Raw genomic sequence first — 24,481 nt, forward strand, 5'->3', positions numbered from 1 at the left:
ACTGACTTTAAATCAGATCATAAATGAATTGGAAAACAATATACTGTAGGTATAGAAGGCAATAATTGCTGCCTTAGATATCGATTACGTCGAGCCGTTCGAAAGACTTGTTGCTTCTCTAAAAAGCTCGACAATCACTCAACAGTGTTTGATTTGGTATTTTTTTATATCAATTATGGATACGTCTGATGTCAGCATATTTTTTAGAACACCACCAAAAAATGGACTTATCTCCTAAAACATAAAATTAGTTGATATAATCCTGAAGTAATTGCTACTATCATCTATTTTGAATAGATATCCCGATAAACAGGACGTTAATATGAAAAACTTAAACCTTATAGGTATTGCTGTTATTTCAGTATTATCCTTGGCTGCTTGTGGTGAAGAGGGAAAGAAAGTTCTAAGCACTCAGCATTACATTGACAATCCAAGTGAAATCAAAAAAATAAAGGATAAATGCAAAGCAGAACGCGATAAAGGGTATACAGTTGAGGGCGCGCTTAAGGAAAACTGCAGGAATGCTGGTAAAGCACGAAATAAATTGGTTGGAGCCGCATTAGGTTAAACAGACGTACCAATCATCTCTATAGCTAGAAAATAAATAACGTGTGACAATCATAGTTTTTTGAGCCTTTCATAAAAAGCGTGTAACTGCTTATAATCCACTAACAGGAGAATAAGCAAACCCCAATATTACTCCTGATTATTTCGTAAAACGTTAAGATACTGTTAAGTAGCATGAGAAGGCGCTTGGTAGCGCTTTATTCTGCTAGGTTATGTTAAGTACATCATTCTTCGTTATATTAAAGCTGATAAAAACGTACCAAAAAAATACTGGTATTGTCACCTAGGCAAAGTATCGGATAGAAAAGATTTAGCGTTAAACGGTCGCTTTGACAGTAAAGGCACTTATCAAGAAATTGCCAAATAACCACAGTCAGACTTTAAACGCTTAAATCAGTTCATTCAGTTTCTGCTTTATATTAAAATAAGAGTTTAAAATAGCGATAGTATTTCAAATAAAGAGATGGTGGCTATGCCAAATGAAAATATCAATTCATATGAGACTAAAGCTGAAGAGCAAAGGTATATTACTAGTATGCTACCGTCTCAGCTATTAATAAAAGGCATACCGGAAGGCAAGGGCTTAGCAAGTCAACTCACTAAAAAACTTTCTAAGATACATAGAAAACGACAAGCTCAATTAGCGAGTATATTTGATGATTTAGCCACTACACAGCAAAAAGGTAGTATTACTAAGGAAGATATAAAACTTGTAGAGGATGAGTCGCTCAGTCACCCTTATGAGTCTTTATTGCGTTCTTTTGGCGCTGAGACAGCTCATGTTCTACTTGAGCATACTAAGGTTATAGACTCATGTCTAAACCAAGAGCTTAGTGATCAACTAATTGTAAAATTCAAAACCTATTTGTCCAATACGTTCAACTATGAGGATGACACTCTCAACGCTGACATGCCAGCAAGCGAGTTCTATCTACATGTAGCTTTGAGTTTCGTTGCTCATCTTGATGCCTGTATTCACCATGCGGCCTATTCAAAGGCTATTGCACCTATTAGTTTAGGCTGGCTGTTTATGCAAAAATTAAATCCAGATAAATGGCATTATGACTCAACTAGTAAAAAGCATAGTTTAATCAATAAAAACGGCAGTCCGTTTACTTGTACCTCGCGCTCTTTTATTCATTTATTACTAACTGTCTTCTATTTTCAGAAGCACAAGACAATGCCTACAAGTTTGTATGGTATAGTCACTGCACCATAAAAGAGTTATGCCTTGGACAAATATCATAAAATAATTTAGATAAGTCGTTTTCCATCCAACCTTGACGTAGAAACTTCACTTGAGCCCATTTCTTTTCAATGGGATTTAGATCAGGACTGTAAGGCGGTAAGAATAGAAGCCTGTGACCGTGCCTGTTGAGTAGTCTTTGGACTCGCTTATGAAAGCTAGCATTATCCATGACAATCACACATTTTCTCTTAAGGTTTGGGATTAGCGTGTACTTGCACCAATCATAAAATATATCCCCATTGATGTTCTTCTCGAAGTAATCTAGCGCAAACAGCATCTTGCCATAGAGAGCACCAATGACGTTGGTTCGTTTTTTACCTTGCCAGTTATAGCGGTCGATGCAAGGGGTTCCGATGGCAGCATAGCCGTAGAGTCTAATAGTCTCGGCCTCAAAGCCACTCTCATCCATATAAACAATGGGATAGCCTTGAGCGATGAAGTCGTTAAGTTTTCTTAGATACTTAGCTCTCTTTAGGGGGCAAGCTTTGGGATGCTCAAGTGTCTTTTTTTTTGCTAATACCAATACGCTTTAAGGCTTTACTGATGCCTGTTGGGCTACAATTAAAACGCTGTGCCCGCTCATAGTGATAATCGTCAGGGTGGTCTTTGACATCTTGAGCTAAGGCTTCATCTTCTATTTTGTAGGGCTTGATATCTCGAGTAGTTTTGCTGTGAAGACGTTTTTTCCACTTCTGGATAGTCGTTGGACTGATATCATAGAAAACGGCAGCTTCGGCAAAAGTCATGCCCTCATCTAAGCTTTTGAGGACTTGTTTGCGATAATCTAGGGAGTAAGTCATGGTCATTTATAGTGGTAATCGTTTAGTTGATTTGTTTTATAACATTTTTGAAGTCATTTGACTATATTCGGGACAAAATTGATTGGAAGGTAGAAGATGAAGAAGGCAGGCTAGATGAGTTCATTTATAAAAAAAGCGAGCGAGACAGTAAGAGAAACTGGCTTAGTCTTGAAGACGTCTTTTGGCTAGTCGGTATGGAAAATTCTGCAAGGGACGAGCCTAATAAAGTGCTGATAAATTGGCAACAATCATTTGTTAAGTATATAAAGACTGAAGATATAAGCGACCTAAAAGGGCTACCGCCTAGTGCTGAAGCTATCATCTGGTTCATCTATGCTTTTTTTCAGAACATCTATGAGCAAACAGCTAAGCAGAATAAAATGAATAAAGAACAAAGCTGCGTTATCTATGATGATTATTATGACTTATGGGAGTCTATGACTGTCTATTATGAGTCTAAGATAAGTGAAGGCATAAAAGCTGAACGTATCAAGTGGCCAGAGTATCTAGAAAATCAAGCCACACGTGCTGAGCGCATGGCCTGAGATAAATCTTTTAACTAAATTATGCTAAGGTTTAGAGTTGTTACTTCTTTTTTTTACCAGACACTTGACCTTCTTTCATACTAGGTTTATTTTCTGGGTATTGAGGGCGTGGCTTACTGTTATTATTTTTAGACATGATACTCTCCTTATGTTAAATCATTTATTTGCTTGGCGGATTGTTATCACGGCCACCACCTGAAGGGTTACCGGTCGTACTTGGAAAACCTGCACCTTGACCATTATTCATAAAAATTTGCATAGCGACACTCCATTAAAATATTAATTAAGTTTGTGTAGTCAGTAGCTCACTGCCTACAACCACTATACTAAGATTTAATCTTTGATGAATCTCCCCCGAAACTGCGTATTTTTTTTAAAATCTAATTAATATAAGATTGCTCGGCTGATAGATCTTGGTATCTCATTTGCTAACAAAATCCGCTCTCCACATAGCATTCTCACATACTGCACAAGACCAACTCTCTTTTGCCCGCATATAAGTGATATCAGCGGGTACTTCAATGGGACAGGCGCTCCCGCAATATTCACAACAAACATCATCTAAGCAAGCATAGCATTGGTTTATGGTTTTAAATAATACGTGTGAACTAATATTATACTTTTGACAAAGTAGGTGGACATAATCTATATAGCTGGTTTTATGATCATAGGCCCAATAATCCTCACAGACCCGTTTGTCCCAAGCATTTTGTGTCATGCTCCATTCAATCCTGATGCCCACAATATACTCCTTTTTAATGGCAGAATGACTATGATTAGTGTCACATTTTTATAGTCATTATATCTATCGAACAAGTCGCACCCGTCATAGTTAGCCAGCTATTGAGCAGCAAGATGAGTCTATGACATAATAAAGCGTTAGTCAGCACAAAATAGTTTTTGACGGAAACTTAGTTATTGCCAACGAGTATTATTTTAACAGAAAAGTAGTCACTGGCAAGTATTTTTTACTTACCAATAAGGATTTTATTGTGATTTTATGTAATCTACCAGTGCTTTTAGCGGAAAGAAGGTTGCGAGTTGCAGATTTAGTAAGAATGACAGACATCAGCAAATCAACGCTTCATAGAATTTATAACGATGAGACAACTCGCATAGAATTCGATACCCTGAGTAAGTTGTGCCAGGTATTAAAAGTCAGCCCAGGGGATGTTTTAAAGTATGTTCCCGATGAGAATGAAGAGAACTAAGTTTTATAGGAAGGTCGACTGCTATAAGACGTTAACCTCCTCACCCAACTAAAATTGAAATTTTAAAATACTCTTTAGCCTTTATTTATCATAGGTTGGAGAGTATTTTTTTTGTCTAGAAAATGGTTATGGATTAATATTTCAGTTATCTAAACATAAGGATATGACAGCGATATTAAGGGCTTTACAATCGATAGGTTATAACATATTATAATTAATATAATTCACTATTAAGATAAATATAATGAATATTATTCATCTAAAACCTACTCAGAAGTTCTTAACTTTTGATAAAAGAAATTTGGTTATACATACAGATGCGCAAAAAGCATTGGCAGTTTGGCAGCAGTTTAGACCAAGAGTGGCAAGTATAAACATGACTAGATTGAATGATTACTATCGACCACCACTGCGTTTGGTAATTGATAAAAATGAGACTTACTATTTTTTCAATGAGTTTATGCGGATTGATAAAGTCATTCGAGAAGAGCCCAGCTTACGTCAGCCTTGTTTAGTTGCTGCTGAAAGTCTGAAAGATATTAAGCGCTTGGCTTGGAGTGAGGTTGTCGAGATGGCTTTCTCAAGAGGAATAAATCATCCTGAGTTTTTAAAGGCATTGAGCACTAGTGCGCCAAAAAGCATTATTTGTGAGCTTATGAATATTGATCGTTTAACCATAGAGAACTATTGTAGATTTGCTGGTATCAATCAAAGTGCTTATGAGTATCAGCAGGGCAAGGCGGTTAATGATGAGGTGATGTTGGGACTGCACAAAAACATGGATTGGATGGATGCCTCTTATGAGTCAAACTAAATTATTTGATGATGTGACTACTAGGCGAGTATTAGACAAGCTTATCCCTGTAGACTCGCCGCATCAGTTACAGATACGTCAGCTTGCGATTAATGTAATTAGTCTGGTAGCAGATGATGATATTGGTTTAGTGTTTTCGATACCGTATGACAATCTTAAAGGCTTTACTGATATAGACTGTGGAGATGTGATTAGACAAACCATTCGGCAAGGTAAAACAGTAGAGTGGGCGGTTACCTATATGCTGATTGTCTTTTATCAGGTGTATGGCGAAGTTGATATAAATAATAATGCTTGGCGATTTATGAGCGGCTATTTAAAAGTGATATTTATGATCACAGTACGCCACGACAAACACTTTGCCAAAATAGATAAGCTTGGTGTGCGTGTTCGTATGGCGCTAAGACCTTCTGATCCACAACGTGGCATTCTCGACCAGTTAATCAGCATTCACGATCAGTGCGATGGCCTATCCTCATTCTTATCTCATATCAGACAATATGAAGCAAGCGTCAAACAGGAAGAGGCAACAGGTGAAACAGCCAACCAATATCTTGGTAGTAAAATTGGTCAAATTAGGTTGGCTTATGAGGTAGCGATTGATAATAAGGCTTTTATTGGTAAAACCTATACTGAAAACACTAAACGAGTAAAGTCGGCTCAAACAGTCACCAAGACAGTGGCGCATATTGATGGTGAGCCATTACAAGAGATATTGTTTAGTACGAAGCAATCAAGAAAGCACAGTAACGTGGCAAGCGCTGAAAATATTTCTGATGACGATGAAGTACCATTGCTAGACAATGACTTTAAGCCCGCTATACAAATCGCTAAATCTTCTGAGCTACAGCAGTGGCGATTAAAAAATAATCATCAACATGCTAGTCGCAATCAATTTCATTTTCCCGCCAATCATCGTCAGATGAGTACTACTGGCTACCAAATGCTATTTGCTACGCTTTGGCAACGCTTTATTAGCGAAAATACAGAAGATAAGACTGGATATGCAGTATTACTGCTATCACTGCTAAGCGGTCTTAGTATTGATAGGGTTATTGCCGATTGGCAGTACAGTCGTAGCCAACGTCAGTATTTTATTTATGACCGTATCCGTAAGATAAGTTGCATTGCCATCACGATTGATGTGACCACCAATACTCGAAGTCATCTGCTTGGCCACAGACAAAGCTATGGCAGTACCTTTTATCGCGCACTGCCTGTTGCCTTGCAGGTCATGCTTGAGGATAAGCTTACTGTTTCATCCGATGAGATTAAATCGGCTCTTTCTTACGCTAAAAGCCAGCTTGACCTGCCAGCACTTAGTCCTCAGCATATTGAAGCGGGACTGCTTGTCATTATCAAAAACGAGTTTAAACAGCCACTACATGCTGATCTGATCACAGGTATTGATGTACGGCATAGCTCGGCACTGTATTACACCAGTATTAAAACATCAGAATTAGAGCATACTTATAAAAACGCCGTGCAGTTGTTATGTGCGTACTGTAATGACGAGCAAAAAGCGCTTTTGATAGATGAGTGCAGCGTACCGATGAATGGCAATAAAAACTACATTGGTAGTGACATGGCGCTTGAGACAAGTATTTGTAAAAAGTTCTTTGATCAAATAGCGACTAGTGCCGAGAGCTTTAATGAGAAGCTAAAATCCCACATGGATCGCTATATTGCGCAGTTCAATAGCTATAGCATTTGGCTATGGCATATTGTTATGATCCAAACCGGTATTCGCCCAGTCAAGCACGCACCAGGCTTGCTACACCAGTTTGACTTTAAGCGGCGCATGTTATGGGTATCTGACAAAGAAGAGCGTCATGCGCAGTCTGATGGCAGGCTCGTTCCTCTTAGCAATTTTTTGATAACGGCTATACAAAACTACATGACTTATATTAAACAATTTGCCGCCATCTATAATCCGTTATGTCCAGCAGCGCCTTATCCCATCAATGACATCTTGCAATCAGAACAACCCCTCATTCAAATTTACCAAAAAAATCCAAAAGGGTTTACTGCTATCACGCCAAGCCGAGTCCGCTACCAGTTGCAAGACTTTTTTAGTCATCAGGATAATTGGCTGCGTCATCAGCTTAGATCTATGCTCACAGGGCGCGTGCCCGACTATCTGATTTGCGCCCTTTACGGTCATGAGCATGCTGATCAGGAATTCATGCACCCGATGTCATCAAGCTCTATCAATCAGCTGCACCAGCTCAGTCCCCATTTAGATGCGATCGCTACAAACCTTCACTTAAAACAAATTGAGGTTCGTCTATATGGATAATATTAGCGCTCATAAACTGCGACAGCTTAATAGAGAAGAAGCTAAAAAAAGTATCAAGCGTGATGCTAAAGCCCTAATTAAAGAATATATCAATCAATATCCTATGCAATCGCCTTGTGAGCTGCAGCATCATTATGAAGCGATTAACCAGTTACTAGAGGAGAAGTTCGATACCGCTCAAAAATTTCAATTGGCGCGGCGCGGCTTTTTAGAGTTTATTCGTGATTATAATAAAGCTCACCAGATATACCTTGATGAGCCTGTGGTACCGATACTGGCAACTCGTGAGCGCTTGATCATTAACTATGATTGGTTTGTGAATGGACGCGCTGTGGCAGACAGTGGCGCAACAATGATAGAGGTTTGGCAACGAAAACGGCGCTTCTCAGTCAATGACTTAGTTGAGGGTTTATTGTATTGCAGCATCATATATGGCGGTATCAATGACATTGATGTGTTAAAAGCGCTGTATGATTGGATTTTTGATGAGCGCCGTATATATCAAATTAACATGCCAGCGACTGATAAAAAAAGCGGGATGGAGCGTTTGGCCGTGATAGCGCTTGGCGTACCTGATGATAATTATGGCTGCGCTGCTGATGAGAGTGAAAGTCTAAAGCGATTCGCTGATTATATTCCCGATGATATGAGCCTATGTTTTTTATACGCTCTAAAGGATAAAGAGTTAAACACTGCCAAGATAAAGCCATTTAATACCATAATCAACGATATCTCAAAAACGCTTAAACTTACCAATAAAGATAGTGAGCGCCCGCAGCACTCACTGCTTATCAAATACGCCAACAACCACTGGAGACAGCTAGAGGGGAGCCTGATTGATGGGGCGCTAGCCGTGGTGAAGCAAGGCGATATAAAAACAACAGATTTGCCTACTGATAAGCTTATTCGTTATAACCAAGAAGTCATCAATAAAAACCCTGAGCCACTTAAGTGGTCTGAGCTTTTTGATGCCAGCTATCAAGCATCGATAAAGTCGAACAGCCAAAGTAGTACCATAAATTATCCAAGTTTTAGTAAAAATCTGATCAAAGAGCTGCAAGATGCGCTGAAATTGACTAGAAACGCCGCTATTTCTACTATCACAACCTTAAAGACAGACACTAGCCAGCCTAATGCTGTGCGATTGCTTAGCTGGGCGTTATCATTACTGGATGATCATAGCATTAGACTGAATACCATCAGTAAATATGTGGGCTGCATCGGTCGTGATTGGCTTATGCTGACGATGGATGAGGATATTGATCAGTGGGAAGGTGCTGACTTTGAGGAAATATATGAGCAAATTATTCAAAGTAAAGTAAAAGACGGTCGCAAGTTTTCTGTACTGTGCAAGTCGTCAGAGTTTGATGATATGTTTAGTGGTATAGATGATGATGACAATGCTACTGGTAAAAAGCTATCTCATCTTAACTGCCTAAAAGATAGCCAGAAATTTACTTATGGCCGTCTGAGAGCATTTCACGATCATCAGCGTATGTACTTTGATGCTTCTTATGTGCATTTTCCCTGGGGTAATAACCGGCAAGTGGTCAAAGCTGAAATGATATCACCGCGCGTGTATAGAGCGATGAAAAGTTATATCCAAACATCAGAGTTAGAGATAGAACAAAAGCAGCTATGTTTTATTGTACTGGCACTTGCTTATCGAACAGGGATGCGTATTAATGAAATCATTGGTATTAAAGTTAACGATATTACAGATATAGGTGTCATCAATGGACAAGTGACTGAAGTGCCAAAAATAATCCTCAAACCTAACGGATATCGCCGCCTAAAAAGTAGTAGTGCCAAACGGGTGATACCGATAGATAGTCTTTTCAAGGGTGACGAGTTACAACAGTTCATTGCATTCTATTATCAACAAAAAAGATTAAAAAGAAATTATTTATTTTCACAAGGTTCAGGCGATCAGCCACTGCCGTCCGTATTCTTTAGTAATATGATGAAAATGATATGGGATAGACTGCTGATTACCCATGGGTTCACTTTTCATAGCTTGCGGCATACCGCGATTAGCCAACTGGCGCTGGTATTAAGCGGCTCGCCACTTGCGCGGGTGATGACAGATTATGATACAGCCCATAGCGACGCTATCGTTAGCGCTGTGCTTGCTAATAACAAAGAAAAGGGGATGTGGTTTGGATTAGCTAGCCTTGCTGGGCATCTAACGCCAGACACTACATTTGAATACTATATTCATACCGCTCATTTGCTGGCTGGGTGGCAGATGAGTAAGGCTAAGCTTGCTATGCCTATAACCGTATTTGAGATGGTGACAGGTATTGCTTATCAGACAGTGAATAGACAGGATGACAGGGCTTATGCTGCTAGCACTAAACAGGTACATCTTGATAAGATGCGTGGCTATTTAATCAGTAAGGTTGCTAACAAGAGTATTTTATTCGATGACAACAGAACATTAGCTAATACAGATTATGAGCAAAACACACTAAATGATGCAGTAGGTACCCAGCTATCTATATTTATTCATCCTAAAGTTTACGATGTCATTGCGCTGTTAGAAGAGCTGCAAAAAACAAGTGTTGATAGATAAAAGAGCAGATCAGTTGGCAGAGATCGCACTTCGGCATGGTATCCATATTTATGAGGCTAGACAAATTTATAATAGGTCTAATCAGATTTTTATTGATGATAGATTACTGCTGAGTGCGCCCACGGGAAACAAAAACCAAGAAATTTTGGTTAAAACACTTGATCGTGCGTATCAGATGTCAATTGATGAGCCTACTAGACTGAAATTGTTTGCGGATATATTTGCAGATAAACACAACTCAAATACCTCATCTATCCATTTTGGAATTAAAGAGACGCAGCTTAAAATGCTACAGCAGTTCGTGACAGTAGGTTGTCAACTTATCGATGCCAGTCATTGGCAGATTAGGGCACATAGCGAGCAAGCAGTACGTGATTTTAAAAAAGAGCTAGGACTCGATAGCTCAATACGTGTTGGTGCTCGTGAGAGTTTTCATGGTTATGAAGTACGCGTAGTACAGAAAAAATGTAGACATTCTGATAAAAATTTAGCTGTAACAGATAATTATTATGCTTCGTCAGGACTTCTTAAATATGTAGGATACTTGCTGATGATACTCATCGAAAACTAGAGAGCCTTTTATAATTCTGAACGACTACTTTCTTTAATATAACTTGTAGTGGTTATTAATCTGGTTGACCTAAGTTGGTCATGTGAGTATTAATAAGTACATGAGTGAGGTGACAGATAGACAAGCTATACGGGGAAAGGGATAGGATCCTATTTCTGACTTGTATTGTTGAAAGGTTGTCACGGATGCTATTCTGTTGGAGAGTAATGTTTATAAGGGGTGTCACGTTGTCACGGCTATAAGAGCTATGGGGGCATAATAAGACTGAAGAGTTCTACGTAGTTAGATATTGAAGTTAACAATACCGACGAGCCCTCGCACCTCTGCTGGCACGCTATAAGGAACTTACTTAAGCTGAGACTATACTAGAGTAAACAAAAAGTTAAAACAAAGTACTCATCACGGTAAGAGATTTTGTTTTTTTAATGAATAAACAGTTAAGCTGTCGGCAAATATTTGCTATTATCTGCCGACAATTATTTAATAGATTGAGAGCTAGTATTATGAAGTCAAAGTGTACGTTATCCTTATTTGCTGTTAGTAGCATTATTGCATTTTCTGGTTGTGCTGAGAGTCAAACAATGGGCAGTACCGTAGCAAAAAGTATGGGTTCTTTGGTCACAGAAGTTGTAGGAGGTGCAGCAGAGGGGGTTAGGTTAGGTTTAGGTGGAGCACCTAAAGAGAATACTAAAACTGTTGCTACTTCCACAACAAGTAAGCCAGGGACTATACCAACTAGTGATATGGTCTATCGTTTTGGCTGGATGGAAGACGCTTGTACTGGCGATCAATTAGATTTTAAGCTTTTAAAAGGCCAGTCATTATCAGAAAGTATCAAAGGATCAAAAAACTATACTTACTTCATAAAGCCTAAATCACAATGGTCGCAAGAGCATCGCGACATTATCAAGGATGTAAAAATGGTTGAAGGGTCAGAATATATTGAGTATTACGTTGATTTTATAGACGGTATAAAATATCGTAATCAACCATTAGATAGATATATATTTAAATTTAGAGCCGAATCGTCAGGCGGTGAAGATGTTTTAAAATTTGCATCAAATGCAGATGTGGCAGCTATTTGGCCAAACTTTACTACCCGTACTATGGAATACTGGGGTGAAATGGCGGATAGAGGCGCAGTTTACAGTACTCAGAAAAATACTATTACGTGTCATTATGACTAAATATTAAACTGAACCTGCATGCAGTGTATTATTAATATTAAATATAATAATTTACATTGTGTTCATCCTTATTAGACATGACAGTTTGAATCACTATTCGTTTTAGGTAACCTACATAAGGTGATTACTGATAAGCCATTTCAAATATTCTACAAATCGAAGCTCGATCCTCTAATCATCTCATTATTAGAGGATCGAGCTTCGATTTGCCTTTAATATTAGCGTTCTTCTGTATTTACTCAGAATATTGAGTCTTCGGTAATAATAGAGAGGGGTATAGGGCAGGTGGTTTTAACGTGACACCGTGACAACTCATATATTGTATGGCTTCACAGGCTGTTTGTATGCGTGACAAGCCAGTTACTCGTTAATGTAAGTATTGAGTATTAAGCCACAAAGTTAAAGAGCTGTCACGATGTCACACTATAAGTACAGCAGTCAGCGTTTAAAATATCTTTCTCTATTCTAAGTTTATTAAATTCTCGTTTGAGCGTTTGAGCGTTTGAGCGTTTAACGTCGATACTAATGATACTTCGCTGTTCTTGAGTGCCTTGTATGTTATTTAAGGCATCCATATGCAATAATAGGCGATTTGTTTATAACCCTCTAAACTAATGGGGTAAACCGATGAATACTCGTAAGTATAAAATGTCATTTACCGCAGCTACTGTGTTACCTCGAGAGAGTGTAGTCATAGCGGATGAGTATCTAAAATTAAGTGACTGGCATTTAGTCAAAAAAAAAGTAGTCGATGAAAATTTATTACAAGCTAAAGCTGAAAGCTCACTTAAGCGTATAAGTCAGGAGCTTATAGGTCGTTTGAAAATGCTGTCATTAGAAGAAACTGAATGGTTAGTGAGGACAAATCGACAAGAGCAAATATATATATTATGGCTGGCAATATGTCGACGATATAAATTTATTGCTGAGTTTGCAATAGAAGTCTTACGTGAGCGGTTCATTACGCTTAAAGTGGATTTGACTCACGAAGATTTTGATGTTTTTTTTAATCATAAGTGTGATTGGTATAGTGAGCTCGATAATTTAAGTGAATCAACTAAGTATAAGCTACGTCAGGTTCTATTCAAAATGATGAGAGAGGTTGGTTTTTTGAACACTGATAACATCATTCAGGGAGTTATGCTGAGTACTACATTTTTAGATCATATAAAGAAAAACAATACAGATGAGATTAAATATTTTCCATCCTATTAAATATGTTTTTACTAGTTTATTGTCATAGTCAAGGCGCAATTGCATGTCTGTAAATAATAAAAAGTCTCTTAAATCTAAGTTTGATCACTTATTTGCTATCATCTCAGGTGAGCGGTTTCTAAAAATGCAGGGCCTTGGTAATGAGGTCCCATTTTTTATCTGCCCATTTAGCCCAAGAGACATGAGTCAGATGAATGACATTCAAACTCAGCTGGCAAGCAAACTGAGAGTTGAGGGTGTAGAAGTACTAACCATTAATTTATATGATTTATCTGTCGCCTTGCTTAAAGAGAGGGAGATATGGGATCAGATTATTGAACTGGAACAAAGCATCACTAAGGATGAATTAAAAGAGTTGTTACAGGGTGTTCTAGATCCAGAAGCCTACCTCATCCCAGCGATAGCTGAACAGCTTAAGACTTCAGATTTTGATGTTTTGTTTTTAACTGGGGTCGGTGAAGTTTTTCCGTATATACGCTCTCATAATGTTTTAAACAACTTGCAAAGTACAGCCAAGTATAAACCAACAGTCATCTTTTTCCCAGGTGCTTACTCATATTCTGCTGAGGCAGGCTCATCATTAGACCTATTTGATAAGTTGCATGATGACAAATATTATCGCGCATTCAATATATACCATTGTGAAGCATAGCTAAGAGACGATTATGACCATTTTAAAAGATATTTTCGCAAAAAAAGTCGATAGATCAATAGAGGGAGTTATTAAAGCTGATGATGATGCTAGCCTTGGTATTGAGCTTGAAGAGTATGTGCTAACAAATGAAGTGCAAAACCGACTCAGAGCCTTCTTGAGCGCATACAATGACTACAATGGTGCTAACGGTGTTTGGATATCAGGGTTTTTTGGGTCTGGTAAATCACATTTATTAAAAATGCTGGCGTTATTGCTTGAAAATAGACAGGTACAACTGGGTGGTGGTACTCAATCAGCGTTAGATTTGTTTTTACCTAAATGCCCTGAAAATGAGTTAGTGAATGGTGAGGATAAGGAAACACTTAAACAAAAGCTCAAAAAAGCAGTTGCGATTCCATCTAAAAGTATTTTGTTCAATATTGATCAAAAAGCAGATGTTATTAGTAAGACGCAAGTTGACGCGCTACTGGCTGTTTTTGTAAAAGTTTTCGATGAGATGTGTGGCTACTATGGAAAACAAGGTCATATTGCTCAGTTTGAACGCGACCTTGATAGCAGATCCTTGTATGAGGACTTTAAACAAGCGTATCGTGAGAGCTCAGGTAAAGAGTGGAATAAAGGAAGAGAACAGGCCATTCTTGAGTCATCTAATATCGCTAAAGCCTATAGCCAAGTGACTCATGAAAGTGAAGATATCGCAAAAGGTATACTAGAAAAGTACCGTGCTCAATATCATCTATCAATCGAGGATTTTGCTAAACAAGTCAATGAATATATAGAAAGGCAGATTAAACTAAATGACTTAGCTGATTTCAGGTTGAACTTCTTTGTTGATGAGGTTGGTCAGTACATCGCAGAGAATGTAAAGCTCATGACTAACCTACAAACGGTTGCAGAAAGCTTAGCAACTAAGTGTAAAGGCAGAGCATGGGTAATCGTCACTGCTCAAGAAGATATGGATAGTGTCGTAGGTGAAAGAGGAGGCCAACAAAGCAATGACTTCTCTAAGATTCAAGCCAGATTCGCTAATCGCATGAAGCTCACTAGCCAAGATGTGGCTGAGGTGATTCAAAAGCGCTTGCTTATCAAAAATAAAGCTGGCGAAGAGATTCTCTCTACCGTTTATCATGAACAAAAAAATAACTTTAAAACGCTGTTTGATTTTGCGAGTGAAAACCGAGCATACCAAAACTTTAAAAGTGAAGAGCACTTTGTCAATAGCTATCCATTTATACCTTACCAGTTTACGTTATTTCAAGCTGCTATCTCTAATCTGTCCAAGCATAATGCTTTTGAAGGTCAGCACAGTTCAGTTGGTGAGCGATCAATGCTGGGTGTGTTCCAACAAGTTATTATGAAAATAAGTGATAATCAAGTTGGTGAGTTAGCAACCTTTGATTTAATGTTCGAGGGTATTCGTACCGCTCTGAAATCTGATATTCAAAGCGCTATTTTAACGGCAGAATCGAACTTAGACAGTAACTTTGCTATTAGTGTTTTAAAAGCACTATTTTTAGTTAAGTACATTAAAGAATTTAAGCCAACTTTACATAATATATGTGTATTGATGCTTAACAGCTTTGATAAGGACATTGGTCAGCTGAAAAAGGAAATTGACCAAGCATTAAATTTATTAGAGAGTCAGACGTATATACGCCGCACAGGTGAGGTATATGAGTATTTAACGAACGAAGAAAAAGATATTGAGGAAGAGATCAAAAGTACGGATGTCGATACGGCAACGGTGGCAGATCATCTTCAACAGATTATATTTAATACAGTCATTAAAAACCGAAAAATTCGATACGATGCTAATGGCTTAGGTAATCAAGGTCAGGACTACTCTTTTTCAAATAAGCTTGATGATAAGCTATATGGACGAGAGTTTGAATTATCCATCAATGTCATAAGCCCATTTTATGAGCATTCAGAAAGCCATAGCGAGCTGGTTAGTAAGTCAGCACTTCATCCCGATGAGTTACTTGTGGCCATGCCGCCTGATGCTAGGCTTATGCACGAACTCATCATGTACAAACGGACAGAAAAATATATATCGCACAATAATACTACGGCTAAGCCGCTTTCAGTCAGTCGTATTCTTCAAGATAAAGGTCTACAAAACCGTGAACGTCTAAATGAATTAGAGACTCGTATTGAGGCGTTAATAGTAGACGCTACTTTACTTGTCGCCGGTAATGAAATAGCAGCAAATGCTTCAGATGCACAAAGCTGTATTAATAAAGGTTTTAATGAGCTTATCACTCAAGCGTATCCAAACTTACAAATGCTAAAAGGTGTATCTTATAAGGAAAGTGATGTCAGAGATGTATTGCAAGGTGCACAGCAAGGATCCTTAGATGGTGATATGAATCAGCTATCGGAACCGGAAGGTGATATTTTTGGTTACATCAACAGGAATAAGAGAAGTGGTTTACGCACTACTGGTAAATCCTTAGTCGAATACTATGAAAAAAAGCCCTATGGTTGGAGTCAGATAGCGACACTGTACACGCTGGCAGGCTTATGTGTGCGCAATAAAGTTGAAGTTCAAATTGATGGTAATTTGTTGGAATCAGATAAATTAGCAGATAGTCTGCTTAATGCTCGTAGCCGTGAAAACATGGTTTTAGAGCCACAGTTAGACTTTACGCCCTCACAGATACGTCAGCTAAAAGAGTTTTATCAAGGTTTTTTTGACTCTCCTCCAAGTAACACTGAGGCGAAAGCATTAGCGGTCGAAACCATCGAGAGCCTCAAAGAAAAGATTGTTAAGATTGAAGACCTTCTAAAAGCTATCAATAGCTATCCATTCCTTCGTGAGTTGGAACCAGCGATCAAGCAGCTTAGAGTATTAACGAAAGAGCCGTATTCATGGTTTTTGACACAGCTGAATGAAGATGTTGAGGATGAACTATTCAATGTCAAAGAAGATACGCTAGATCTGATTTTTGGATTTATGAATGGGTCTCAAAAAAAGATATATGACGATGCGAAAGCTTATTTAAGCCGCCATGAGTCGAACTTAAAGTATATCGATAGTACTGAAGCCAATGTCTTGAGTAGGAGTCTGGAGGATACTGCAATCTTTAAAGGAAATAAGATTTTGCAAGTAAAATCGCTTCTAGATACTCTCAAAGATCAAGTTCAATCAGCGTGTGAGCAGGCTCGACAAGATGCTATCGATGCTATTAATTTGATGCAATCACGTATGCAAAAAACAAAAGAATATGCCAAGTTACCAGAGGTTAGGCAAGCTGAGTTTGATGCGCCTTTCGTTAAAGCGGTACATTCAATCAAGGAAGCACACTTAATCGCTGTGATTAAAGATAGTCCTAATTACTTTGAAGAGCATACTTATTCTGCGTTATTACAGAAGATGGTGGCCTTAGTCACTCCGCGAACTATTTCTGTAGAGAATACCGTAAAAAGTACATACGAGCCTGATAGCAAAGTTGGCCAGCCAAACCTCACTGTTAAAACTAGTAATAGCATGACTGACAAGCATGAAGTAAAAGAGCCTGTCATGGAGAGCGTTACTTTAAATAAACTAAAGGTGCTTTATGAAAGTGCCTGGCTAGAGAGTGAAGAAGATGTGCAGCAGTATATAGAGGCCATGCGTCAAGTGATGCTTGAACAGATCCGTAAAGGTAAAAGGGTACAAATATAATGGAAACAGCCAATCTTAAAAAGTTTGCACAACAGGCTAGAGCTACACTACTTGAGCAGGTAAATACTAAACTAAGTTTTGTACTGGCGAAAGATAGCCTAGCGAGGCGTGAGCATCCTGCCTCAATAGCAGAACTGGAGGCGAAGATTGCTGAATTGGGTAAGCAACAGCTCATTGAACGAGTAGCTTATATTTGGTTCAATCGCTTCAGTGCCCTGCGCTACATGGATGTTAACCATTACACTCGTATTGGGGTTGTCTCGCCAGCAGAAGGCCAGACACAACCTGAAATCTTAGCAGAAGCTAAGATGGGACATATCGACGATAGAGAGATACCAGAAAAAATACAGCAGCATGTGCTGAGCTTACTAGACGGGACATTGCCAAGCGATGACCCACAAGCGGAGTCGTATCGACTGCTACTGGTAGCGACTTGTAATTATTGGCATAGCAATATGCCGTTCTTATTTCAGCGCATCGATGACTATACTCAGCTCTTGATGCCAGATAATTTATTATCTACCAGTTCTATCCTAGCGACTATGCGTGATGCGATGACTGCTGAGGTCTGTGAAGATGTAGAGGTAATAGGGTGGTTATATCAGTTTTATATTTCTGATAAAAAGGACGAGGTATTTGCAGGGCTTAAGAAAAACGAAAAGGTCACGCCAGAGAACATCCCTGCAGCCACTCAGCTGTTTACGCCACACTGGATTGTACGTTACTTAGTAGAGAACTCACTAGGCCGCTTATGGCTATTGAACCATCCAGAGTCTAATCTTTCTGACAGTATGGAATACTATATCAAGCCTGCTGAGGACAATGACGAAACTCAGTTTTTAAAAGTTGAGCGTCCAGAAGATCTTAAGATATGTGATCCTGCCTGCGGGTCAGGTCATATGCTCACTTATGCTTTTGACTTACTTTATAAGATATATGAAGAGCAAGGTCATAGTGCATCAGATATTCCTTCGAAGATTTTGATGCACAACCTATACGGTATCGAGCTAGATGAGCGGGCAGGCGAGTTGGCTGCTTTTGCCTTAACAATGAAAGCACGTGCTAAACAGAAAAGATTTTTTAGTAAAAAAATACGTCCAAATATTTGCGTCCTTGAAGCCATTAAGTTTGATGAAGGTGAGCTTGACGAATATATGGACTTTATCGGGCGTGACTTGTTTAACAGTACCCTTGAGACTACCTTAAGTCAATTTGATGAAGCCGATAACTTCGGCTCGCTCATACGACCAGCGTTAATGGATGTGACAGATGTATTAGCACAGTTAGAAACTAAGGATGTATCTGGGCAACTGTTTTTAAGTCATACGCATGAGAAGGTGCTAACGGTATTAAAACAAACTGACTATTTGAGTCCGCGCTATCACGTTGTAGTGGCTAATCCGCCCTACATGGGTGGTAGTGGTATGAATGCAAGATTAAAGAATTGGGTGGTGTATCAGAAAGTATGCTGAGGAGATAAAAGGAGGGTGACAGCCAAAGCAAGATGATATATTTGAGGTTATGAAGACACAAATAGATATCAGCTGCCCCGACTGTCACAGTCCCAGTTTAAAGAAAAACGGCATAAAAAGCTATGGCAAGCAGAACTACCAATGCAAGGACTGCAAACGACAATTTATTGGTGACCATGCCTTAACCTATCACGGCTGTCATTCTAAAATAGAAGACATCATACGGCTAATGACGGTTAGAGGTTGCGGCGTTAGAGACATAGCTATTATAGCCTCAGTCAGTATCGGTAAAGTATTGAGCACCATAGGCTCATCCATTTATAAGATCGCGCCTAAGAAGCGCTACTATGAACGCTTAGAGGTTGATGAGTTCTGGACTTACGTGTATCGCAAGAAACGTAAAGTTTGGCTCATTTACGTTTATGATCGTGCTACTAATGAGATTGTCGCTCATGTTTGGGGCAAACGTGACCTAAAAACGGCTAAGAAGCTAAGAGCACGTTTAAAGCAACTTAAAGTAAGCTATGGCTCTATCAGTATGGACAACTGGGATAGCTTTAAAACCGCCTTTAAAGGTGATCACAAACAGGTTGGCAAACAGCATACCATAGGTATAGAGGGTAATAACTGTCGCCTTAGACACCGATTAAGACGAGCGGTTAGAAAGACTTGTTGCTTCTCAAAAAAGCTCGATAATCACTTCAAAGTGTTTGATATGGTGTTCTTTTACATCAATTATGGCTACGTCTGATGCCAGCATACTTTTTAGAACACCACCAAGAATTGGGCTGCTCAGCAGTATCCTAATAGTAAATACGATTTATTCAGTATGTTTATTGAAAGGGGGTTGGAGTTAATACAGAGTTCTGGATTTAGCGCCATGGTGACTATGCAAAGTTGGATGTTCCTCTCATCTTTCGAGAAATTCCGTGATTATTTGTTTAATACAAGCACAATATATTCAATGGCACATATAGGTGCTCATGGATTTGATAGTATCGGTGGCGAAGTAGTTCAAACAACAGCTTTTATATTGGAAAGATGTGTTAGAAAAGATTACAAAGGGGCTTTTCTAAAATTAGTTGATGGAAAGTCAGAGATGGCTAAAAAACAGTTAATTGAAAGTATAGTCCAGAACCCTGACAGCTCTTTAATTTACCATATTGCTATTTCAGATCTAGAAAATATTCCAGGCACACCAATAGCATATTGGACAGCTTATGGTATACAACAAGCTTTCAGTCAATATAATTATCTCGAAGATATAGCACCTACAAGAAAGGGTATGGTGACTGCTAGAAATTCAGTTTATGTTAGATATTGGTTTGAAAACTCTTTATTAAAACTTGGATTAGATCGCCACAGTTGTAGGAATATGGCAAAAAAATCTGAAAAAAAATGGTTCTCTTATCTTAAAGGTGGTGGGTATAGAAGGTGGTACGGTAATAAATTGGATGTAGTTAACTGGGAAGGTGACGGTTATTTGTTACAGAATACTAAACATCCAAAAGAGGATAGAATTTGGGCAACTAACTTCAATCTAGATTATATTTTTAAACCTAATGTAAACTGGGGTGGTATTACCTCTTCAAGATTTTCTGCTAGGTATAGTTCCGGTGGTGAGTTATTTGATGCTGGCGGATCGGCATGTTTCCCCAAAGTCCAAAATTCAGAAGTAATACTAGGGTTTTTGAATTCTAAAATTGCAAATAATATGCTCAGCGTAGTTAATCCTACTTTAAATTTTCAAGCTGGTAATATCGCAAGCCTACCAATATCCTTAGATTTTGGTAAAAATGAGATTATACCTATAATTAGCTCTTTGATTAAGGATTCTAAAAAAGACTGGGATGCCTACGAAACCTCATGGGATTTTACGACCTTGCCTTTACTGGAAGACGAGTATCGCAAGCCAGCATTAGCAGATACCTATAAAGCATTGCGCAGCCATTGGCAAACCATGACTGATGAGATGCAACGGCTTGAAGAAGAAAATAACCGCATCTTTATTGAAGCTTATGGCTTGGAGGATGAGCTAACTCCAGATGTACCGCTTAAAGAGATTACCCTAACTTGTAACCCTTACTATCGCTATGGTGGCGATAAAACAAAAGATGAGCTTGAAGCGTTACTACTGGCAGATACCATGCGTGAGCTTATCTCATATGCTGTTGGCTGTATGTTTGGTCGCTATAGCTTAGACAAGCCAGGGTTGATACTGGCCAATCAAGGCGACACCATTGAGGACTACTATCAGCAGATACCTGAGCCAAGCTATGCACCTGACAAGGACAACGTCTTACCTATATTAGATGGTGAGTGGTTTAGCGATGACATCGTAGATTGCTTCCGTAGATTCCTAAAGACGGCTTTTGGTGAAGCGAATTACAATGAAAATATGCAATTTATCGAAATGGCTCTAGGTAAAAATGGCAAGCCACGTGATATTCGTGATTATTTCCTAAAAGGCTTTTATGACGATCACATCAAGCGCTATAAAAAACGTCCAATCTACTGGATGTTCTCAAGTGGTGACTTTAACGCCCTTATTTATATGCACCGTTATCGTTCAGATACCGCTAGCGTAGTACTCAATGAATATCTGCGAGAGTTTCGTATAAAAATTGAGGCTCACAAAGGTCGTCTACAAGCACTAAATATTAGCAGTAGTGCTACCGAAGGCGAGAAAACTAAAGCACTCAAGGAAATAGCCAAAATAAATAAACTGGTGCTCGAGCTCGAGGAGTATGAGCGAGATACACTATATCCATTAGCGACTAAGAAAATTGAGATTGATTTGGATGATGGAGTCAAGGTCAATTATCCTAAACTTGGATCTGCATTAAAAAGTGTTAAGGGCTTAAGCTAATGAGTGAACGCATTGCTAACTTATTAATAAATTTATTTAAAAATCATCGTATTGTTTTTTGGTACGACAGCAAGCTTGAGCTGCGTGATGATTTTGAGGCGTTGGATTTACCAGACGTCGAAAAGATTATCTTGGACAATAATGAGTTTAGCGTTAAATACCAAGTATTACGAGCAGCGCCCAAGCAACAGTTTTTACTATACCGAGCCAGTGCAGAGCCAGAGCCACTTGAAAACTGGCTGTTGGATGTTCAGCTAGCCAATACCATATTTCGGACGGATCAAGCATCTATATGGTTGTCTGAGCTTGAGGTTGGTACTGAGTATTCTGAAGTCATGCGTGAGCATGCACCTTTCTTTCAAGCCAAAAACCGCAAGCAAGTGCTCAAGAAACTACTTAAAGCTGGTGATAGCGTGGGAGTTATGCGTCTAAAGATGTGTGCAGTCTGTGCCAAGTCTGAGCCAAGGCTGGACTTGATAGTAGAGACGTTATTGCAAGAGCTGGCAAGTGGTGGTGATGAGAAAATCCAGATGATAAAAAAATATCATTTGGATACGTTTTTGTGGCAGCAAATGTATCGTCATTATGGCTATGAAAGTGAGATGCCAGGTATCCGTGACTTTGCTATCGAGCTATTTAAATCGTGTTATGCAATGAGCACTGAAGGTGAGGTGAAGCTCACAGGTGATGCTTTGGTTTTCTTTAAACGCTGGAAGGACAATATCCAACAAAAGGATAGCTTTGAGCGTTTATCAGCAGAGTTTGTTGACTACTTAGGGATTAAGCAAGATTTAAACAAACGTGATATCGAACATGTTATTGAGTTAGATTATTTTGAGCTTATCGACTTAAAGATAATAGACTCTTTAATACGTGGAGTTTTGAGTAGTGAGATAACGTCTTCTAAAGTGTCTCAGTTCATACGTCAGCGTCGTCAAAGCCACTGGTATGCGCAGTTTAAAGATATCTATGAAGCGATTGATTATGCTGCACAGTTTATGCATAAACTGAGCCAAGTAAAATATGAGATGAATAGCTTCTCTGAAGGTGTCATACGCTACAGTGAGATTTGGTTCAAGCTTGATCAGCTATATCGTAAATATATTTATCATATGTTAAAAGCCAATCAACCAACGTTGCTTAATAAGATGACTGAGAAGGTTGAGAACTTTTACTCCAATAACTATTTGCTCGATTTGAACAATCGTTTCCAGAGCTTTGTAGATACAACACCTAAATGGGAGGCGACGCCAATCCCATTACAAAAGACCTTCTATAATAGATTTGTGTCTCCATTCTTAGCTAGTAACAACAAGGTCTATGTCATAATATCTGATGCTCTACGTTACGAGGTAGCTGATGAATTGATGCGACTGATACGCCAAGAAGATCGTTTTGATGCCGAGCTTGAGCCGATGTTGTCAATGTTGCCAAGTTACACTCAGCTTGGCATGGCATCACTATTACCTCATAAGCAGCTGAGTTTCGCTGAAGATGGCAGTGGTACTGTACTAGTTGATTCGATTAGTACAAAAGGTAGTGATTCAAGAAATAAGATTTTGAGGAGTGCGCTGGCAGGTAGAGGTAGTGCCGTTACCGCTGAGAACTTTATAAAGTTGAATCGTGATGATAGCAGAGAGCTGCTCAAGGCCAATGATGTGATATATATTTATCATAACCGTATAGATCATACGGGTGATAAGATTCAATCAGAAGGTGACGCTTTTGTAGCAGCTCAAGAAACTATCGGTGAGCTAATCCAATTGATTAAAAAGTTAGCGAATGCGAATGCGAATAATGTTTTAATCACCGCTGATCATGGTTTTATCTATCAAAATCGTAAGATAGATGAAAGTGATTTTTCAGGAACAACGCCTTCAGGTGAAGTGCTTAATACTAACAGACGCTTTGTCTTAGGTCGCAACCTAAAAGATCTACCTAGCTTACACAAATTCAGCTCAGCACAACTCGGATTAGAAGGAGATATGGAGGTACAGATACCCAAGTCAATCAATCGTCTAAGAGTTAGAGGCTCTGGTAGTCGCTTCGTGCACGGTGGTGCAGCATTACAAGAGATTGTTATTCCACTTTTAAAGGTTAATAAAAAAAGACAAAGCGATATATCGGCAGTTGAGGTTGAGGTACTCCGTGGATCAAACTCAATCATTACTTCAAGTGAACTCAGTATTGGTCTATATCAGAATACTCCAGTAACAGATAAAGTACGACCTAGAATATTAAGGTTGGGGCTATATGCAGACTCTGGTGAGCTAATATCAGATACCCATGAGCTTACTTTTGACTATAGCTCTGAAAATGCGAGAAATAGAGAGCAACAGGTAACGTTACTCCTCACACGAGAGGCAGACGATTACAATAATCGAGAGGTACTGTTAAAGCTTGAGGAGAAGCTAAAGGACACGTCCCACTATACAGAATATAAGTCATTAAGTTACATGGTAAGACGCTCATTTGATAGTAATTTTGACTTTTAATATTTATAAGAAAAACGTTTAATATTTTGAAACCAAAGGAGAAAGTAATGAAGAAAGTGAGTTTGATCTTAGCTAGCTCTCTGATGATGCTTGGTGCATCTACACAAACAAATGCTCAAGCTTCAAAGTACGGTGTTACAGTAGATATGTGTGGATTTGATTACGATGAAGAAGACTTTTGTACTGATAAGCTTTTAAAAAGCTATGCTAAAGTTCTAAAAAATCGTGAAGCAAACTTTGATAATAATAAGATACTGTATATATTTGAAACCAGTGAGTCTGGTTATAAT

General features: G+C 38.8%; 17 protein-coding genes and 3 pseudogenes. 18 read left to right on the top strand and 2 right to left on the bottom strand.

The window, feature by feature from the left end:
- Positions 1-27: 27 nt before the first annotated feature.
- The 3 genes and pseudogenes from ACT3TU_RS08905 to ACT3TU_RS08915 form a co-directional block, all read left to right on the top strand.
- Positions 28-189, top strand: a pseudogene (locus ACT3TU_RS08905) (IS1 family transposase); the annotation flags it as partial.
- 133 nt (positions 190-322) lie between these two features.
- Positions 323-568 carry an EexN family lipoprotein gene (locus tag ACT3TU_RS08910; RefSeq protein WP_192523105.1) on the top strand — a complete coding sequence of 82 codons (246 nt, stop codon included), beginning with the start codon at positions 323-325 and terminating at the stop codon, positions 566-568.
- Positions 569-1,039: 471 nt separating this feature from the next.
- Positions 1,040-1,786, top strand: coding sequence for a hypothetical protein (locus ACT3TU_RS08915; protein ID WP_444784291.1), 747 nt, complete (start codon positions 1,040-1,042; stop codon positions 1,784-1,786).
- Here ACT3TU_RS08915 and ACT3TU_RS08920 read toward each other — a convergent pair.
- Positions 1,773-2,339 (bottom strand): IS630 family transposase, encoded by a 567-nt coding sequence (locus tag ACT3TU_RS08920; protein ID WP_192523203.1) that lies wholly within the window; start codon positions 2,337-2,339, stop codon positions 1,773-1,775. The two genes, ACT3TU_RS08915 and ACT3TU_RS08920, sit on opposite strands and share 14 nt — an antisense overlap.
- The gene (locus ACT3TU_RS08925; protein ID WP_318779287.1) at positions 2,311-2,622 is read right to left on the bottom strand and encodes an IS630 transposase-related protein; all 312 of its coding nucleotides are present in this window, start codon (positions 2,620-2,622) and stop codon (positions 2,311-2,313) included. The genes ACT3TU_RS08920 and ACT3TU_RS08925 overlap by 29 nt, the downstream gene beginning before the upstream one ends.
- A gap of 41 nt (positions 2,623-2,663) precedes the next feature.
- Between ACT3TU_RS08925 and ACT3TU_RS08930 the strand changes: the two genes are divergently transcribed.
- From ACT3TU_RS08930 to ACT3TU_RS09000, 15 genes and pseudogenes are all read left to right on the top strand, one after another.
- A complete protein-coding gene (locus ACT3TU_RS08930; RefSeq protein WP_444784292.1) occupies positions 2,664-3,161 on the top strand; it encodes a hypothetical protein in 498 nt (165 codons plus the stop codon).
- 992 nt (positions 3,162-4,153) lie between these two features.
- A complete protein-coding gene (locus ACT3TU_RS08935; protein ID WP_192529483.1) occupies positions 4,154-4,372 on the top strand; it encodes a helix-turn-helix domain-containing protein in 219 nt (72 codons plus the stop codon).
- Between the two features lie 244 nt (positions 4,373-4,616).
- Positions 4,617-5,186, top strand: coding sequence for a hypothetical protein (locus ACT3TU_RS08940; protein WP_192529484.1), 570 nt, complete (start codon positions 4,617-4,619; stop codon positions 5,184-5,186).
- On the top strand, positions 5,173-7,485 hold the full coding sequence (locus ACT3TU_RS08945; RefSeq protein ID WP_443562269.1) for a hypothetical protein: 2,313 nt from the start codon (positions 5,173-5,175) through the stop codon (positions 7,483-7,485). The genes ACT3TU_RS08940 and ACT3TU_RS08945 overlap by 14 nt, the downstream gene beginning before the upstream one ends.
- Positions 7,478-10,060: a tyrosine-type recombinase/integrase gene (locus ACT3TU_RS08950; RefSeq protein WP_444784293.1), complete on the top strand. Its 2,583-nt coding sequence runs from the start codon at positions 7,478-7,480 to the stop codon at positions 10,058-10,060. Before ACT3TU_RS08945 ends, ACT3TU_RS08950 begins: the two co-directional genes overlap by 8 nt.
- 13 nt (positions 10,061-10,073) lie before the next feature.
- Positions 10,074-10,631 carry a hypothetical protein gene (locus ACT3TU_RS08955; protein ID WP_444784294.1) on the top strand — a complete coding sequence of 186 codons (558 nt, stop codon included), beginning with the start codon at positions 10,074-10,076 and terminating at the stop codon, positions 10,629-10,631.
- A gap of 425 nt (positions 10,632-11,056) precedes the next feature.
- Positions 11,057-11,818: a hypothetical protein gene (locus tag ACT3TU_RS08960; RefSeq protein WP_192529488.1), complete on the top strand. Its 762-nt coding sequence runs from the start codon at positions 11,057-11,059 to the stop codon at positions 11,816-11,818.
- A gap of 627 nt (positions 11,819-12,445) precedes the next feature.
- Complete coding sequence (locus ACT3TU_RS08965) at positions 12,446-13,033, top strand: DUF1819 family protein (protein ID WP_192529489.1); 588 nt, start codon at positions 12,446-12,448, stop codon at positions 13,031-13,033.
- A gap of 43 nt (positions 13,034-13,076) precedes the next feature.
- Positions 13,077-13,685, top strand: a complete 609-nt coding sequence (locus tag ACT3TU_RS08970; protein WP_192529490.1) for a DUF1788 domain-containing protein — start codon at positions 13,077-13,079, stop codon at positions 13,683-13,685.
- Between the two features lie 13 nt (positions 13,686-13,698).
- Positions 13,699-17,355 (top strand): BREX system P-loop protein BrxC, encoded by a 3,657-nt coding sequence (brxC, locus tag ACT3TU_RS08975; protein ID WP_192529491.1) that lies wholly within the window; start codon positions 13,699-13,701, stop codon positions 17,353-17,355.
- Positions 17,355-18,827, top strand: coding sequence for a BREX-1 system adenine-specific DNA-methyltransferase PglX (gene pglX / locus ACT3TU_RS08980; RefSeq protein ID WP_444784295.1), 1,473 nt, complete (start codon positions 17,355-17,357; stop codon positions 18,825-18,827). The genes brxC and pglX (ACT3TU_RS08980) overlap by 1 nt, the downstream gene beginning before the upstream one ends.
- Positions 18,828-18,876: 49 nt before the next feature.
- Positions 18,877-19,578, top strand: a complete 702-nt coding sequence (locus ACT3TU_RS08985) for an IS1 family transposase (protein ID WP_444784296.1) — start codon at positions 18,877-18,879, stop codon at positions 19,576-19,578.
- 48 nt (positions 19,579-19,626) lie between these two features.
- Positions 19,627-21,696: pseudogene (gene pglX, locus ACT3TU_RS08990) on the top strand (BREX-1 system adenine-specific DNA-methyltransferase PglX); the annotation flags it as partial.
- Entirely contained in the window at positions 21,696-24,191 is a 2,496-nt protein-coding gene (gene pglZ / locus ACT3TU_RS08995; protein WP_192524660.1) for a BREX-1 system phosphatase PglZ type A, read from the top strand. The pseudogene pglX (ACT3TU_RS08990) and the gene pglZ, both read left to right, overlap by 1 nt.
- A 47-nt stretch (positions 24,192-24,238) precedes the next feature.
- Positions 24,239-24,481: pseudogene (locus ACT3TU_RS09000) on the top strand (hypothetical protein); the annotation flags it as partial.

It is taken from the genome of Psychrobacter sp. AOP3-A1-26 (genome assembly GCF_052378235.1).
Lineage (GTDB): Bacteria > Pseudomonadota > Gammaproteobacteria > Pseudomonadales > Moraxellaceae > Psychrobacter.